The organism is Actinoplanes sp. NPDC000266 (genome assembly GCF_042899005.1).
Lineage (GTDB): Bacteria > Actinomycetota > Actinomycetes > Mycobacteriales > Micromonosporaceae > Actinoplanes.
On record NZ_JBIAZI010000001.1, the window covers coordinates 1,306,247 to 1,321,034 of the forward strand.

At 70.9% G+C, this 14,788-nt stretch carries 18 protein-coding genes; 8 read left to right on the forward strand and 10 right to left on the reverse strand.

The genetic code is table 11. The features are described from left to right. Nucleotides 1-2: 2 nt before the first annotated feature. The 6 genes from ACFY36_RS05365 to ACFY36_RS05390 all read right to left on the reverse strand — a co-directional run bounded on the left by ACFY36_RS05365 (nucleotide 3) and on the right by ACFY36_RS05390 (nucleotide 7,186). Nucleotides 3-1,493: an anchored repeat ABC transporter, substrate-binding protein gene (locus ACFY36_RS05365; RefSeq protein WP_499744648.1), complete on the reverse strand. Its 1,491-nt coding sequence runs from the start codon at nucleotides 1,491-1,493 to the stop codon at nucleotides 3-5. A 64-nt stretch (nucleotides 1,494-1,557) separates the two neighbouring features. Beyond that, nucleotides 1,558-2,184 (reverse strand): choice-of-anchor M domain-containing protein, encoded by a 627-nt coding sequence (locus ACFY36_RS05370; RefSeq protein ID WP_499744649.1) that lies wholly within the window; start codon nucleotides 2,182-2,184, stop codon nucleotides 1,558-1,560. Then, nucleotides 2,181-2,837, reverse strand: a complete 657-nt coding sequence (locus tag ACFY36_RS05375; RefSeq protein ID WP_499744650.1) for a choice-of-anchor M domain-containing protein — start codon at nucleotides 2,835-2,837, stop codon at nucleotides 2,181-2,183. The genes ACFY36_RS05370 and ACFY36_RS05375 overlap by 4 nt, the downstream gene beginning before the upstream one ends. A gap of 113 nt (nucleotides 2,838-2,950) precedes the next feature. After that, on the reverse strand, nucleotides 2,951-4,612 hold the full coding sequence (locus tag ACFY36_RS05380) for a TIGR03773 family transporter-associated surface protein (protein ID WP_499744651.1): 1,662 nt from the start codon (nucleotides 4,610-4,612) through the stop codon (nucleotides 2,951-2,953). Then, complete coding sequence (locus ACFY36_RS05385; protein ID WP_499744652.1) at nucleotides 4,609-5,571, reverse strand: WxL protein peptidoglycan domain-containing protein; 963 nt, start codon at nucleotides 5,569-5,571, stop codon at nucleotides 4,609-4,611. The genes ACFY36_RS05380 and ACFY36_RS05385 overlap by 4 nt, the downstream gene beginning before the upstream one ends. A gap of 196 nt (nucleotides 5,572-5,767) precedes the next feature. Next, nucleotides 5,768-7,186, reverse strand: a complete 1,419-nt coding sequence (locus tag ACFY36_RS05390; protein ID WP_499744653.1) for a choice-of-anchor M domain-containing protein — start codon at nucleotides 7,184-7,186, stop codon at nucleotides 5,768-5,770. Between the two features lie 106 nt (nucleotides 7,187-7,292). Here ACFY36_RS05390 and rpmB point away from each other — a divergent pair, with 106 nt between their 5' ends. Genes rpmB through ACFY36_RS05410 form a run of 4 tightly spaced genes read left to right on the forward strand, consistent with a single transcriptional unit; the run spans nucleotide 7,293 to nucleotide 9,642 of the window. Then, on the forward strand, nucleotides 7,293-7,526 hold the full coding sequence (rpmB, locus tag ACFY36_RS05395) for a 50S ribosomal protein L28 (RefSeq protein ID WP_499744654.1): 234 nt from the start codon (nucleotides 7,293-7,295) through the stop codon (nucleotides 7,524-7,526). Nucleotides 7,527-7,577: 51 nt separating this feature from the next. Next, nucleotides 7,578-8,258 (forward strand): histidine phosphatase family protein, encoded by a 681-nt coding sequence (locus ACFY36_RS05400; RefSeq protein ID WP_499744655.1) that lies wholly within the window; start codon nucleotides 7,578-7,580, stop codon nucleotides 8,256-8,258. Further along, complete coding sequence (locus tag ACFY36_RS05405; protein WP_499744656.1) at nucleotides 8,258-9,220, forward strand: SMP-30/gluconolactonase/LRE family protein; 963 nt, start codon at nucleotides 8,258-8,260, stop codon at nucleotides 9,218-9,220. The genes ACFY36_RS05400 and ACFY36_RS05405 overlap by 1 nt, the downstream gene beginning before the upstream one ends. Further along, nucleotides 9,217-9,642, forward strand: coding sequence for a hypothetical protein (locus ACFY36_RS05410; protein WP_499744657.1), 426 nt, complete (start codon nucleotides 9,217-9,219; stop codon nucleotides 9,640-9,642). Before ACFY36_RS05405 ends, ACFY36_RS05410 begins: the two co-directional genes overlap by 4 nt. 75 nt (nucleotides 9,643-9,717) lie before the next feature. Here ACFY36_RS05410 and ACFY36_RS05415 read toward each other — a convergent pair whose 3' ends face one another. Together ACFY36_RS05415 and ACFY36_RS05420 are read right to left on the reverse strand one after the other, a co-directional pair. Further along, nucleotides 9,718-10,374: an SIMPL domain-containing protein gene (locus ACFY36_RS05415; RefSeq protein WP_499744658.1), complete on the reverse strand. Its 657-nt coding sequence runs from the start codon at nucleotides 10,372-10,374 to the stop codon at nucleotides 9,718-9,720. Nucleotides 10,375-10,465: 91 nt separating this feature from the next. Further along, entirely contained in the window at nucleotides 10,466-10,804 is a 339-nt protein-coding gene (locus ACFY36_RS05420) for a cupin domain-containing protein (protein ID WP_499744659.1), read from the reverse strand. A gap of 67 nt (nucleotides 10,805-10,871) precedes the next feature. Here ACFY36_RS05420 and ACFY36_RS05425 point away from each other — a divergent pair, with 67 nt between their 5' ends. The 4 genes from ACFY36_RS05425 (at nucleotide 10,872) to ACFY36_RS05440 (ending at nucleotide 14,121) form a co-directional block, all read left to right on the forward strand. Then, on the forward strand, nucleotides 10,872-11,459 hold the full coding sequence (locus ACFY36_RS05425) for a TetR/AcrR family transcriptional regulator (protein ID WP_499744860.1): 588 nt from the start codon (nucleotides 10,872-10,874) through the stop codon (nucleotides 11,457-11,459). Nucleotides 11,460-11,498: 39 nt separating this feature from the next. After that, on the forward strand, nucleotides 11,499-12,962 hold the full coding sequence (locus ACFY36_RS05430; RefSeq protein ID WP_499744660.1) for a gluconokinase: 1,464 nt from the start codon (nucleotides 11,499-11,501) through the stop codon (nucleotides 12,960-12,962). 31 nt (nucleotides 12,963-12,993) lie between these two features. Beyond that, nucleotides 12,994-13,809, forward strand: a complete 816-nt coding sequence (locus tag ACFY36_RS05435; protein WP_499744661.1) for a GNAT family N-acetyltransferase — start codon at nucleotides 12,994-12,996, stop codon at nucleotides 13,807-13,809. Nucleotides 13,810-13,893: 84 nt separating this feature from the next. Further along, a complete protein-coding gene (locus tag ACFY36_RS05440) occupies nucleotides 13,894-14,121 on the forward strand; it encodes a hypothetical protein (protein ID WP_499744662.1) in 228 nt (75 codons plus the stop codon). Nucleotides 14,122-14,189: 68 nt separating this feature from the next. On the opposite strand, the gene ACFY36_RS05445 is transcribed toward ACFY36_RS05440, so the two are convergent. Then, the gene (locus tag ACFY36_RS05445; protein WP_499744663.1) at nucleotides 14,190-14,411 is read right to left on the reverse strand and encodes a hypothetical protein; all 222 of its coding nucleotides are present in this window, start codon (nucleotides 14,409-14,411) and stop codon (nucleotides 14,190-14,192) included. 14 nt (nucleotides 14,412-14,425) lie between these two features. Beyond that, complete coding sequence (locus ACFY36_RS05450) at nucleotides 14,426-14,734, reverse strand: hypothetical protein (protein WP_499744664.1); 309 nt, start codon at nucleotides 14,732-14,734, stop codon at nucleotides 14,426-14,428. Nucleotides 14,735-14,788: the final 54 nt, after the last annotated feature.

A 14,788-nucleotide genomic window follows, 5' to 3' on the forward strand; every position in this document is an offset into this window, starting at 1 on the left:
CCTCAGGTCAGACAGCGGTGAAGGGAGTCGGCGTTGAAGCGCATCATCGCCACGTAGCTGGACACGCGGTCGTCGAAGGCGTCGCCGTAGATGTCGCAGACGCGCACGTGTTCCTGCCGGGCCACCTCGACCAGCGTCGACGACCGCGCCCGCAGGTTCGGTTCCAGGAAGACGGCCCGCACGCGCAGATTCCGCAAGGTCTCGGTGAGACGGCGGCGGTCGGCCAGGCTCGCTTCCACGGCCGGGTTCGGGGTCACAAAACCCGCGACCACGATTTTGTACGCCTTCGCGAGGTACCCGAACGCATCGTGGGTCGTGACCAGGTAGCGGCTCGGCTCGGGGATCGAGGCGATCCGGTCGCGCACATAGTCGTCGAGCGCGGTCAGCTCGCGCAGATACCGGTCGGTGTTGGCCCGATATTCGGCCGTGCCCGCGGGATCGGCCTTGATGAGACTGTCGCGGATCAGTTCGGCGTACGCCTGGGCGTTGCCGACGTCCTGCCACAGGTGAGGATCGATCTCGCCGTGCACATGCCGCCCGAGAACGGCCTGCGGGAGCTGATAGATCCGGCTCCCCGGGCGTCCGAGGAAACGCATGCCCGGCCCGGCCGGGACCTCCTTCAGGGCTTTGGCCGGGACCTCGATGACCGTACGGGCCGGGTCGAGCCGCTCGTCGTCGCTCAGCAGGTAGATCTCGCCGCTGTCGAGGTCGGTGGTGATGTCGGTGTGGCCGTCGCGCAGGATGGTCGCGCCGGTCATACCGGGCACGGTGTGCGGGTCGACGCCGACGGCGAAGGTGACGGTCTGCTCGCCCATCGGCTTTCCGAGTTCGAGCTGGGCCCGAACCGAGAGGTGGTAGACGCCGGGCTCGGTGAAGGCCCAGCTCATGTGCATGTGCGCGTCCGGTGGGAGGACCACGTTTCCGCCTCCCTTACCGGGCTCTATGAAAATGTCCGGGCGGCCGAACGACTCGGTCAGATAGGCGGCGAGCCGGCCCGGCCCCCGCACTCCGGTCGCGGAGAACCGGACGTCCGAGGTGCGGTCGGCCCCGAACCGGGCACCGTCGCCGGAGACGCGCAGCCCGAGCCAGACGGTGTCGAGCGAGACGTCCTCGACGAGCGGGATGATCTCGGCGGCGTACTTGGTGGCGCCCTCGGCCAGCGAGATCTGCTCGACGCCGCCGGGCAGGTTGGCGTCGAGGGTCTTGATGACGTTCTGCGCCTCCAGCAGCAGGTAGTTGCTGAACGCCAGATCGGCGTAGACGACGTTGCGCACGTCGCGCAGGGTCGGCTCGTACGCGTGGGCGTCGGCGTTGTCCGGCACGATCGAGTCGACCAGCACGCGGTCGCCGCCCACGTTGCGGACGAGGTCGGCCAGGATGCCGGTGGTGGTGACGACCTGGACCCGGCCGTCGGCGTCGCTGAGGGCGGCGGGTGGCGTGCAGCCGCCGAGGGCGGCGGCCAGCAGGGCGAGGGCGGCGATGGGGCGTCTCATCAGGCATTCCCGTACGGTGAAGTGGTGGGCCCGCTCCAGTTGCGGTGGAGCGGACCCACGCTTGTTACGGCTGGACGGTGAAGGTGAAGGCCTTCGCGCCGGTGGAGACGGTGGCGCCCGTGGTGGCCAGGCGGCCGGTCACCTCGAAGGTGACCGTGTAGGTGCCGGCCTGGGTGAAGCCCCAGTTGGCGTGGGCGTGCACGTTGCGCGCCACGGTCCTCGAGTCGGGCAGGCCGTCACCCGAGTCGTACAGCTTGGTCGGTGTCCCGGCCGAGACGGTGTAGACGCTGACCGAGCCCGGCCCGGTGACGCTGGTGAGCTTGAACGTCACGGAATTGCCCTGCAGCACCCCGCTCGGGATCTCGAGGGTGTTCCAGCCGGCCCACAGCAGCCCGGCCGTGTTCGCCTGCGGCAGCACCCAGGCGGTGTCACCGGCGCCGCCGAGGAACGACCAGGAGGCGCCGGCCGGGACGGTGACCTTGGCAGCCGCCGGAACCTGGAGCACCACGCCGGCCGGGTCGCGCTCGACGTCGGTGCCGCCGGTCCCGTCGCTGACGTTGAGGGTGAGGGACCCGGAGGCGTAGTCGACATCGAGGACGTCGACGTGGCCGGCGGTGAGCGTGACCGGCGCGGCGGCGGCCGGAGTCAACGCCAGCCCCACGGCGGCGAACAGCGCCGCGATCCCGGTCACGGCTGCACCACGACCTTGTAGACGGCCGGATCCGACGTGATGGTGGCGCCGGTCGCGGCCAGGGTGGCGGTCGCCCGCACCTTGATGAGGTAGACGCCGGCCTTCTGGAACGCCCAGCTGGCGTGCTGGTGCGCCCCGGCGGCCAGGGCCACCGAGTCGGGCAGGCCGTCACCGCTGTTGACGAGAACATGCGGCGTGCCGACCGCGTCCTCGGTCCAGATGGCCAGGCGGCCCGGCCCGGTCACCCGTTCGACCTTGGCCGTGACCGCGTCACCGGTGAAGACGCCGGCCTCGATCTCCTCGGCCGAGAGGCCGGGCCAGAGCAGCTCCTCGTCCTGAATCTCGGGAAGCACCCAGACCTTGGATCCCGCGCCACCCAGGAAGGAGAACGAGGGATTGTCGGGCACGGTGGTCCTGGCGGCCCGCTTCACGAACAGCACGACGTCGTCGGGGTCGCGCTCGACATCGGGTTCGACGCTCTCGTCGTGGAGGCCGAGCTCGAGCGCGCCGTCCTCGTAGGCGACATCGACGACATCGACGTGCCCGGCGCTGATGACAACCGGGGTGGCGAAGGCCTGCGCCGGCACGGCAGTGCCCAGCAGGGCGGTGGCAAGGGCGCCACCACCGACGAGCAGGCGAAGCGATCTACGCAAGGGAGTCTCCTTGGGGTGAGGTCCGGCCGCCATCGACCGGATCGATACAAACCTTAATGGTTTTCATTTTCATTAGGAAGGTCGGGTGTGGACTTCGGCTTGTTCGCCGTACGTCAGCTCGGGCGCGAAGGCCGGCGACGCCGCGCCAGGACGAAGGCCGTCGCTCCGGCCGCCAGGAGCAGGGCGCCGCCACCCGCGATGCTGACGATGTTCGCGCCGGTCTTGGCGAGATTGCCGCCGGTTGTGCTTTCTTCGGCGCCGCTTCCGTTACCCGTTCCGCTGCCGCTGCCGCTGCCGCTGCCGCTGCCGTCTCCGTCTCCGGTTCCCTCGCCGGCTCCGTTGCCGGGTTTCGAGCCGTCGTCGGTGTCTGTGGTGTCGCCGACCGCGATGGTCAGCGTTCTGGTGTCGGAGACGGTCTTCCCGGCGGTCGTGGTGGCGGTCATGTCGACCGTCAGGCGGTAGAGCCCCGCCTTCGTGAAGGCCCAGTTCCCGTGAGCATGGGTGTTGGGGGCGATGCCGAGCTGCTGGGGCAGGCGTTCGGCGGAGTCGAAGAGGACTTCGGGCGTGCCGAAGGAGCCGGTGAGGAAGAGCTTGAAGTCCCCGGGCCCGTCCACGGAGCGAAGCTTCCAGGTGACGTTGCCGCGGGTGCCGTTGACCACGGACTCGTGCTGGGTGTTCCAGCCCGGCCAGACGATCCCGGACTGCTGCGACTGCGGCAGAAGGTAGACCTGTTCACCGGCCTTCCCGAGAAACGCGTAGCCGGCACCGGCCGGAACGGCGATCCGAGCCTTGTCGGTAACCCTGAGAACAACGTCAGCCAGCTCCCGCCATGTAGGGGGAGTGGTCGAGTCGTCCTTGAGCCGGATCGTCAGCGCGCCCCCGCTGAGCTGCGGACCCATGTCGACGTGCCCATCGGAGATGACCTTCCGGGTGGCGCTCTTCCCGGTGGCCCCCGCCTGGATCGTTCCGGAAGCCGTGGCCGCGCCGCGCTGCGGATCAGCCCCCTCCGGTTCCGACACGCTGCGCGTGTCGGAAATATCGGGTATGCGCCCGGCAGGTGTGGGAGGGGCGGAGGTGGAAGGGATCGGCGCGCCAAGGCTGGGTGAGGGAGGAACGGGCGCGGAAGGGGTGAGGGCTGACGGGCCGGGGCCGGTGGGTGAACCAGGAACCGTTACGGCGTAGGTCTTTTCGTCCTGGGCCGGGCCTGACGAGGTCTGGGCCCTGGCTCGCAAGGTGACCCGGTAGTCGCCGGGAGCGCTGAACGCCCACACCACGCCGCCCGCGCGGTGGCCTGCCTTGAGCTGGGTGCTGGTTGGGCCGTCGCTGTCCAGTAGGAGGGTTGGGCGGCCCCACGGTGTCAGCCTGTACGCGGCAAAGGAGCCGGGGCCCTCCACCTCGGCCAGGGTCAGGGTTACCGCGCTGCCGGTCACCGCGCTCGGATCGACCTCGGTCGTGGTGAAAGCGGGAAGCCGGGAACCGTCGTCACGCAGCGCCCACACCGGGGCGCCTTGGCGGCCCAGGAAAGCGAACGCCGGGTCGGCCGGCACCGCGCCGACCGGGCCTCTCTCGGCGGTGAAGTGGAGGCCCGCCGGATCGGCCGTGGTTGCGGTGAGGGCGTTGCGGAAGCTCAGGTGCAAGGTGCCGGATCTCAATGTCAGGGCCACCAGGTCGGCGCCGTCCACGTTCGGGGACGGAGCGGCGGCGAACGCCGGTGACGGTGTCAGCGCCGCGATGGAGGCCGCTACCGTGACGGCGGTGGTGCGCAGGCGCTTCATGAGAGTCCTTTCGTTGAGATCTGGTCTCGGCCTCGCTGCTCGGCGGCGGCGATGGCGGCGGCGATTCGAGCGCGGCGGCGCCGGCGGGTGAACAGCCACCCGGACAGCAGGGTGCCGGCCAGGGCCAGCAGCGCCAGTTGCGGCCACGGGATCAGCCAGAGCGTGTGGCGGGAACGGGCATCCGCGGTCGACAGGAGGATCTGGTCGCGGAACAGTGGTGGCACCGCGTCGAGGCGGATCGAGGTTCTTATCGCGCCGCCGGGCAGGATCTCGGGTATCGGTGGGGCGGTCGCGCTCGTCGAGCCCAGGCCGAAGGGGCCGCTCGCCTTCGCGGCCGGGTGTGCTCCGAGACGTACGTTGCCGGTGTTCTTGATGGTGAAGGTCGCCGTTACATCGGGGAGAGTGAACGGGTTCCAGCTGGGCCGGGCGTCGAGGCGTACGTCGGTGATGGTCTGTGAAGGGCGCAACGGGCCGGTGACCCGGAGGTAGACACGCGTGCCCACGCGATGGTCCACAGTGAACTGGCCGTCGGCGCCTTCGGTCATCGAGGCGACCACGCCGCCCGCGTGGTCGCCCGGAGTGGCGTTGGTGGGGACGGTCAGGGTCAGCGGGACTACGACCCGGGAGGACTTGGGCAGGGTGACCGTCGTGCGGCCCAGTTTGATCCAGCTGCCGGTGTCCTTCGGGGTAGCGCCGGCCGTCAGGAGGTCGAAGCCGCCGCCTGCGGTGGTGAAGGCGTCACTCGCGTACAGCCGAAGGGTCAAAGGCTTCCGGGAATGGTTGGTGACCGCGATGTGGTCGGTGAGGGTGGCGCCCGGGTCCAGTTTGTAGTCGAGGGCCGTGCGGCCGTTGGGGCCCTTCGGGCCGGACGGCGCGACGGACCAGGTGAGGGAGTCGGCATGGGCGGGCGTGGGAGGGGCCAGGACGGCCGTCAGGATCAGGACCGCGGCGATACGCATGAGGGGTTCTCCGGCGGGGGGGGGGGGCCCCCCCCCCCCCCCCCCCCCCCGCGCGGGGGCGGGGGGGGGGGGGGGGGGGGGGGGGGGGCGGCGGGGGGGGGGGGGGCGGCCGCCCCCCCCCCCCCGCCCCCGGCGCGCGGGGGGGGGGGGGGGGGGGCCGCGGGGGGGGCGCCCCCCCGCCCCCCCCGCGACGTCGTCAGATGGCGGTCAGGGTGAGCGTGCCGGTGTAGGTGCCGGCCGCGGTGTCGGTGGGAACGCTCAGCTTCAGCGCGGCGTCGAGCTCGGCGGTGCCGAGGCCCTTGCCGGCGGCGGCCGAGGCCAGGACGGCGCTGTCACCCAGGCCGGTGCTGGGCTGACCGGAGACGTACGGCGTGGCGACCGGCCCGGCGATCACGCCCTGCTGGCCGCCCTGTCGCGTGACGGTGGGCGTCCAGCCCAGGTAGCCGCCGGCGAAGGTCTTGCCGTCGGCGCCGCGGAAGCCGTCGGCGACCTGACCCGACGCGCTCCAGCCGGGCTTGGCCTGGCGCGTGTCGGTGACCGTCACCGGCCGCAGGGCGCCGGTGGACTCCCACCGGTCGCCGGCCGCGGAGAGGGTGGCGGCCGGCAGGGTGACGGCCCGGTCCTCGGGGTCGACGCTGATCACGAGGGCACCCTCGGTGGCGCTGATCGTCGCCGTCACCGACTTGGCGGCGCTGCTGCCCTCCGGCGGGAAGGCCACCCATAGGGTGACCGGTTCGCTGGCGGGGCCGCCTTCGAGCGCGACCCGGTAGTCGGTGCCGTTCAGGGCCCGGGTGGCGGTGAAGCTGTACGCGGCGCCGGTTTCGCCTTCGATGGGGGTGAAGTCGGAGGCGCCGGGCTTCCTGCTGAACCACTGGTACTGGCTCGACGGGCCCTGCGGGGTCTGTACGGCTTGGAGGGTGACGGTGTCACCGGGCTGGTATTCGCCGGCCATGCCGTTGACGGTCAGCGCGCCGCCCGATGCCTCGCCGACCTGGAACCGGTAGTCGACGGGGCCGGTGCTCACGGCCGAGCCGTTGCTCAGGGTGGCGTCGGCTTGGAACTTGAGGGTGTACGCCCCGGGCTGGCTGAACACCCATCCGGCATGCGCGTGGGTGTGCACGGGGACGTCGAGCCGGTCGGGCAGGCCGTCGGCGCTGCGGAACTTGATGTTCGGCACGCCCAGCGAGGTCGTGTCGAACAGGGTCACGTCGCCGGGGCCGTCCGCGCCGACCAGGCTGATGGCGACCTTGTCGCCGGTGAAGACGCCGGAGCTCAGCTCGGTCGTGTTCCAGCCCGGCCACAGCAGATCCGGATCCTGCACCTGCGGCAGCATCCAGATCCTGCTGCCCGGCGCGCCCAGGAACGAGAACGACGGCAGATCCGGCACCGTCGTCTCGGCCGCCGGCAGCACCCGGAAGGTGACGTCGGCCGGGTCGCGCACCACCGACGGGCTGACCGTGTCGTCCTTGACCTTCAGTTTGAGAGCGCCGTCCTCGTAGTGCACGTCCACGGCATCGGTGTGCCCTTTGGACAGCACCACCTTCTCGGCGGCCAGCGCCGGCGTACCGCTGAGGACCACGGCGGCCGCGACCGCGCCCACGACCCATCTCTTCACGCATCGTCTCCTTCACTCATGATGAAAACGACTCTCGTTTTCGAGTGGGGACCGTAACATGGCGCCGACTGTTATTGAAAACGGTTTTCATTGTATGGTGCTCGCCATGTCCTTCATCTGCGACGTGACCGGCGCCAAGCCCAGCTTCGGCAATGCCGTGTCCCACTCCCACCGCCGAACCCGCCGCCGCTGGAACCCCAACATCCAGCGCCGCCGCTTCCGCCTGGCCGACGGCCGGACCATCCGCCTGAACGTGAGCACGAAGGGCTTGAAGGTCATCGACCGCGACGGCATCGACGCGGTCGTGGCCCGCCTGCGCACCCGGGGGGTCAAGCTCTGATGGCGGGAACCTAATCTGCATTGCCACTGCAAAAAGGGTTAGGATCCCGGCATGGCGCGACTCCTGCTGGTCCGGCATGGTCAGGCATCGTTCGGGGCCGATGACTACGACGCTCTGTCCGAGCTTGGTGGTGAGCAGGCGCGGGTGCTGGGAAAGAACCTCGCCGAGCGCTCGATCCGGCCCGGTCTGGTGGTGAGCGGGACGCTGCGCCGCCATGAGCAGACGGTGGCGGGGCTGCTCGACGGGCTCGGTGGCGAGGTGCCTGTGAGCGTGGACGCCGGGTGGGACGAGTTCGACTTTCAGCGGGTCGTGGAGCTTCACGAGCCGGACTTTCGGGAGCATCTCGGGTCGGCTCGGGCCTTTCAGGAGCTCTTCGAGGCGGCCACCGGGCGCTGGTGCTCGGGGAAGTACGACGGGGAGTACGACGAGTCTTTCCCCGCCTTTCGGGGACGGATCGGAGGGGCGATCGAGCGCGCGCATGGCGTGCTGGGGGAGCATCGCGAGGTTGTCGTGGTCACCTCGGGTGGGCCGATCGCGCTTGTTGCCGCGCTGCTCACCGCGGGGGCCGACGTCGACCCGGTCACTCTCGCCACCATGTGGACGGCGCTGAACCGGGTGGTCGTCAACACCGGGGTCACCAAGCTGGTCAGTGGGCGCACGGGACTGTGGATGTCCACCTACAACGAGCACACGCATCTCGAGACCGACCCTCGACTGCTCACCTACCGCTGATGGCCCGTCGGCTGATCCGTCCTCGCCGCTGGGATCCGCCGCGCCTTGCCGACTCCGGGGCGACGGCGGAGCTCAGCGTTTCCCGGCGGCTGCCGACCGGGGGCGTGGGGCCCGAGGACGTCGTCTTCGACCATGCGGGGCGGGTGGTCGCCGGGCTGGCCGGTGGTCGCGTCGTCCGGATCGATCCGGCCAGCGGTGAGCGTGCCGTTCTGGCCGAGACCGGTGGGCGGCCGCTCGGGCTTCATCCTCGGGCCGATGGCGGTGTTCTCGTCTGCGATCACGACAAAGGGCTGCTCGAAGTCGGCGTGGACGGTAGCGTGACGCGGCTGGTCGATGTCGCCTTTCCCAGCAACGTCGTGGAGGCGAGCGACGGCACGATCTGGTTCACCACGTCGACGACCCGGTGGACGCTCGACGAGTATCTCGGTGACGTTTTCGAGCATTCCTGCACCGGGCGGCTCATGCGCCGCGCCCCCGACGGCACTGTCACCACCGTGCTGGACGGGCTGAAGTTCGCCAACGGGCTCGTGCTCGCTCCGGACGAGTCCCATCTGCTGGTCGCCGAGACGGCCGGCTACCGGATTCAGCGGCACTGGCCTTCGGGGCGGACCGAGGTCTTCGCCGACAACCTGCCCGGGTTCCCCGACAACATGTGGCTGGGAAGTGACGGGCTGGTCTGGGTGGCCATCGTCGCGCCCCGCAACGCGCTGCTCGACCGGCTGCTGCCGCTGCCCGGGTTCCTGCGGCTCCTCGTGTGGAACCTCCCTCAAGCCGTACAACCGAAAGCCGCTCCCATCGCCTCCGTCATGGCCTTCACGCTCGACGGGCGGCTGGTGCACGACCTGCGGACGGCCGGCGGGTCGTACGGCTTCGTCACCTCCGTGGCCGAGCGGGACGGGCTGGTCGTGCTCGGCAGCCTGACCGAGTCCGATGTGGCCGTGCTGGGTAACAGCCATGCATGAGGACCTATCGATCCCGGGGCTTTCTGCTGGTGTTGCCGCTGATGCTGGTGGCGACGGTCGCGCTGCCGGTGGCCGCGCTCTTCATCGATGCCGGCGCCTGGTGGGCTGAGGCGCTCTTCCTGCTCATCGCGATTCCGGCCGGCTGGTGGTACGTCGCGGTCCGGCTCATCTACCGGATGGACCTGACCGACGACGCGCTGATCCTGCGGGCGGCCCTGGCCCGCTACCGGATCCCGCTGAGTGAGCTGGCCGAGATCGGCGGGCCCGAGCACACCAACAGGAACCGGGTCGTCCGCCGCGACGGCCGGGTCTGGGGCGTGCTCGCGGACGACGGGCTGGTCGCCTTCGCCGACGAGGTGGGCCGGGCCGCGCCGCACGTCCAGGTGCGGGTGAGCGGCTGGCGGCGCCGCATGGAGAGCTGAGCTGATCCGCGCCGGCACGGCGACACGGCCGACGTGCTGGGCGCCGCCGTCCCGGTCCCGGAGCCGATCCCTCGGTTACTTCTGGAAGGCCCACTCCACGGTGACGGTCGCGGACAGCCGCTGCCGTCCCGGCTCGACGACGAACCGCGCCCCGGACGCGGCCATGCTGTCCTGCGCCATGGGGCCGCCGCCCCAACTCGGAGCCGACTCGCTCACCCGGACGACCCGGCCGAGCTTGCGGCCGGCGGCCCCGGCGTAGAGCTCGGCCTTGCCGCGGGCGTCGGCGAACGCCTTGCGGCGGGCCTCGGCCATCAGCGCGGCGTCGTCCTCGATGGAGAACGACACGCCGTTCAGCCGGGACGCGTTGCCGCCCGCGGCGACGGCGGCCGACAGGAGAGCGCCCGCCTTCGGCAGGTCCCGGATCTTCGCGGTGAGCCCCTGACTCACGGTGTAGCCGGTGATCTCCTGCTTGTCGTTGGACCGGGAGCTGATGGTGGCGTTGGACGTCTGGAGATCGGCCTTGCCGAGACCGGCGCGCACGAGGGCGTCCCGCATCCGCCCGGCCGCCGTCCCGGCGGTGTCCAGGGCCGCGTCGACGGTGGCGGCGCTGCTCTCCACCCCGAACTCGGCGGTGAGCAGATCGGGCTCGCCGTGGACCGCGCCGTCGCCGGTGACCACCACGCTCTCCCGCTCGGCGGCGGCCGCGGGCGCGCCCAGCAGGAGCGACGCCATCACAACAAGGGTGGGGACTGCGAAACGATTCATACCCCGATTGAAGGCGGCCGGACGGCCGGCCGGTGCGGATTCCCGCGCATCTCGACCATCAGTGTGGGCCGAGGGCCTCCGGCCCGGGCACGGGTGCGGGCTCCTTCAACTCGACGAAGACGCAGTGCGTCGGGGTCGCCCCGGTGTTCTCGCCGACGTGCTCCTGCGCGCCCAGCCATCGCGCCTGCCCGGCGGTGAGGTCGACGTCGGCCGTACGGTCCCCGGCGCTGACCCGCCGCTGAAAGGCGCTCAGCGTCACCATGACGCTGTCCGGATGCTCATGAGGGTGGGTGCGGTCGCCGGGCTCGTCCCTGTATTCGAGAACCCGGACCCGCTCGTTCTCGAAGACCACTTTGTACAGGCCCGGGTCGGTCACGGTCGGATCGTGGTGGCTCATCGCGGCCTCCCGCCGTCATATGGGACTGGAGTCCCATGTAAGGCCACCGTACGCTGACGGCGTGGGGATGCCCTATGAGTCGACCGGCCGAACCGGCCAGAAGTCGCGGACCCGACAGAGCCTCGTCACCGCCACCCGCGCTCTGCTCGCGGCCGGGTTCACCCCGAAGGTGGAGGACGCGGCGGCCCACGCCGGCATCTCCCGGACCACCGCCTACCGGTACTTCCCGAGCCAGCGCAGCCTGCTGCTGGCCGCACACCCGAGCATCTCGCCGGAGACGCTGCTGCCGCCCGACCCGCCCACCGGCCCGCGGGAGCGCCTGGACGCGGTCGTGGACGCCTTCACGGCGTACAACTTCACCTGGGAAACTCAGCTGCGCACCTCGCTGCGCCTGTCCCTGGAGCCGAGCGCCGACCGGACGGCTCTACGGCAGGGCCGCGCGATCGGCTGGATCGCCGAGGCCCTGGCCCCGCTGCGTGACAGCCATCCGCACGTCGACACTCAGCGGCTCGCCGTGGCCATCCGCTCCGCCACCGGCATCGAGACCCTGGTCTGGCTGACCGACATCGCCGGCTACAACCACACCCAGGCCGCCGAAACGGTCCGGGCGACCGCCCGCGCCCTCCTCGACGCGGCGATCAGGGTTCGGGAATGAGCGGCTTGGTTCCCGCGTACGGGGGTAAAGCAACCTCCTATGACCGGCAACGATGACGACGTCGCGCTCGAGGCGGCGGCTGAACCCCTGGTGGTCGCGCTGGACATCGGGTCGACCGCCACCCGGGGCGGGGTGCACGACGCGTCGGGAAGGCGGGTGCGCGGGCTCCAGCACAAGGTGCCGCACGCCTTCACGGTGGCGCCGGACGGCACCTCGGTCATCGACCCCGACCAGGTGACGGCCGAGGTCGAGCAGGTCCTCGACGCGGTGACCGCGGATCCGCGGCTGGGAAGCCGGATCGCCGGCGTCGCCATGGACACTTTCGCGGCTTCGCTGATCGCGGTGGACGCGGCCGGGCGCGCGCTGACGCCCTGCCTGACGTACGCCGACTCGCGCAGCGCCGCCGCTGTCGCGGCCCTGCGGGAAGAGCTCGACGAGCACGCGGTGCAGCAGCGCACCGGCACCCGGTTGCACACCAGCTATCACGCGCCACGCCTGCGCTGGATGGCCGAGACGCAGCCGCGGGTCGTTGCCGAGGCCGCGGGCTGGTGGTCGCTGGGTGAGTACGTGTGGGCCCGGCTCATCGGGCAACCACTGGCCGGCACATCCACGATGGCCTGGACCGGGCTGCTCGACCGCCGCACGGGCGAGCTCGACGGCGAACTGCTGACGGCCGCGGGCGTACAACCTCAGCAATTCTCTTCTCCGGGTGACGAGCCGCTGGCGGCTTCGTCGCGCTGGGCCGCCCTCGACCGGGCCGTGTGGTTCCCGGTGATCACGGACGGCTTCGCCAGCAACATCGGGTCCGGCGCCCTCGACGCCACGGTCATGACCGCGGCGACGGCCACCAGCGGCGCCCTGCGGGTGCTGCTCGAAGGACCGGCCGACCCGCTGCCGTTCGGCTTGTGGAACTACCGCGTCGACGCGCGGCGCACGCTGCTCGGCGGGGCGATCAACGACGTCGGCCGGGCCGTCAGCTGGGCGCAGAGCACGCTGCGCCTCGGCGAGGAGACCGGCGCCGTGCTGACCGCGCCACCGAGCGACGCCACCCCGTTGGTGCTGCCCTACCTGACCGGCGAGCGGGCGCCCGGCTGGGTCGGCGGCGCCCGCGCCCTCTTCGGCGGTGTGTCCGCGGCCACCGGCGCCGACGCCATGTTCCGCGGCGTCATCGAGGGCGTGGCGATGACGTACGCCCGTGTCGCCGACGAACTGCGCCCGGCCGCCCCGGGCGTCGTGGAGGTCGCGGCGGCCGGCCGGGTCAGCAACGACCAGCCCGAATGGTTGCAGATCCTGGCCGACGTGCTGGGCCGCCCGGTCACCCACGTGACGCGGCGCCGGGCCACCCAGCGCGGCACGGCGCTGCTCGCCCTGGACGTGCTGGCGCCGGACGTTCCCCGCGCGCCCCGATCTGTCGGCGCGACATACGAGCCCCGCCCCGGTGATTACTACGCGGATCGCCGGGAGCAGTTCGCCAAGGTGTACGACGCCCTCGTGCACCGCTAAAACCTGTTGCGCGGTGTGGTTTGGTCGAAAGATGGAACTGGGCGAGATCGTCGAAGCCGTGGCGGGCTGGCAGCACACCGGCGGGCCGGTCCAACTCCATCCCGGTGACCTGGGGTGGCATTGGCGCTTCGGCGAGCGCGAGCTGGCCGCGGCCGTCCGGGTGTGGACCCGCGACGGCCAGATCGCGGCGGCCGGCCTGGTGGAGGACGACGGCGAGTTGATCCGCATGGCCATCGCGCCGAGCGCCGCCGGCGACGACGCGTTCGCGGCCCGGATCCTGGCCGGCCTGACATCGGTCAAGGCCGTCGAGGTCCGCTTCGGCGCCGCCCTCCGAGATCTCCTCAGCCGCAGCGGCTGGACACCCGACGAGCCGTGGACCCCGCTGTCCCGCGACCTGACCGAGCCGGTCGAAGACTGCGGACTGCGCGTCGAGGTGGTCGGCGCGGACAGGGTCGAGGATCGGGTGGCGGTGCAGCGGGCGGCGTTCACCAATTCGACGTTCACAGTGGACCGTTGGCACGCGATGGCGGCCGCCCCGCCGTACCGCCAGGCCCGCTGCCTGGTCGGCTACGACAGCGAGGACAACGCGGTCGCCGCGGTGACGGTGTGGTCGGCCGGAAAGGGAAGCCCGGGCCTGCTCGAGCCGATGGGCGCCCACCGTGACCACCGCGGCCGGGGGCACGGCCGAGCCATCACGGTGGCGGCGGCAGCGGCCCTCCGGGAGATGGGCGCGTCCACCGCCACGGTGTGCACACCAGCCGCCAACACGGGCGGCGTCGCCACATACGTCTCAGCCGGTTTCCAAAAGCTCCCGAACGTCACCGACTTCCGCCGTCCTCAAGCATGAAGGAGGGGATGGCTGTCAGCGTTCGGCGCGCAATGATTCACGACCCTCGTCTTGTTCAGGAAGATTGTTCGTAGGGAGCGAAACATGGTCGACCGAGAGATCACCATCCTCCTGCACGACGGAATTTCGGACGAGAATTACGCGAAGCTCGCCAACGTCATCTGGTCGGTCGCAGACCTGGCCGGTGAAGACTTTGTCGGGGTGCTTCCAGACGGTGGCACCACTGACGAGTACCTCAACGACTGGTACGACGACAAAGACGGCTCAGCCCGCTGGGGAGACAAGGCAGTCAGGCGCAGGCGCAAAGGGTGACCAAACGCCCGCTATCCCTGGTCCTTAAATGATTCAGCCGAGATCCCCGCACCGACTGCGCGGATAACTCAGATGCTTCCGTTGGGCCGGTGCCGAAAACGGTCCTTCTCGTCGTCGTGTTCGAGCAGCCCCGCGCTCACCAGGGCGTGAAGGGCCTGATGGAGCCCGTCGCCGAGCGGATTCGCCGTCCAGAACACCCACTTGTGCTCGGTGAACTCGTCCGGCGGCAGCGCGCCCAACGCCACCGCCAGCTCATATCCAGCACTGTCCGAGTCGCGCCAGTCCGACATTCGCGTCAGGAAGGTCACTGGCTGACCAGAGCCAACCGGGACGGCGGGATCCTCCCCGGGAAGTAGGCGTAGCCCTCGGGTGATGTGAGCAGCTGGGACGGGTCGACGTCGTCGACGGCCCAGACGTCGACCGGGCCGCCGGTGTTGTTGAGGCGGACGAACCAGCTGGACTCCGACTCGTCCCGGCAGAGGAAGACGCCCTGCTGTTCGGGCTCGCGGCTGCCGGCGATGCCCGGTGCCGCCCCCATCCGGGTCCAGTCCAGGCCGAAGGCTCGGATGGAGTCGCGGTTGCGTACGGACGAGACGTGATGGAGGCGCGGCACCCGGCAATCTTTCCATCCTGCCGGTCAGGCCTCGGGTAGGCCTGACCGGCAGAT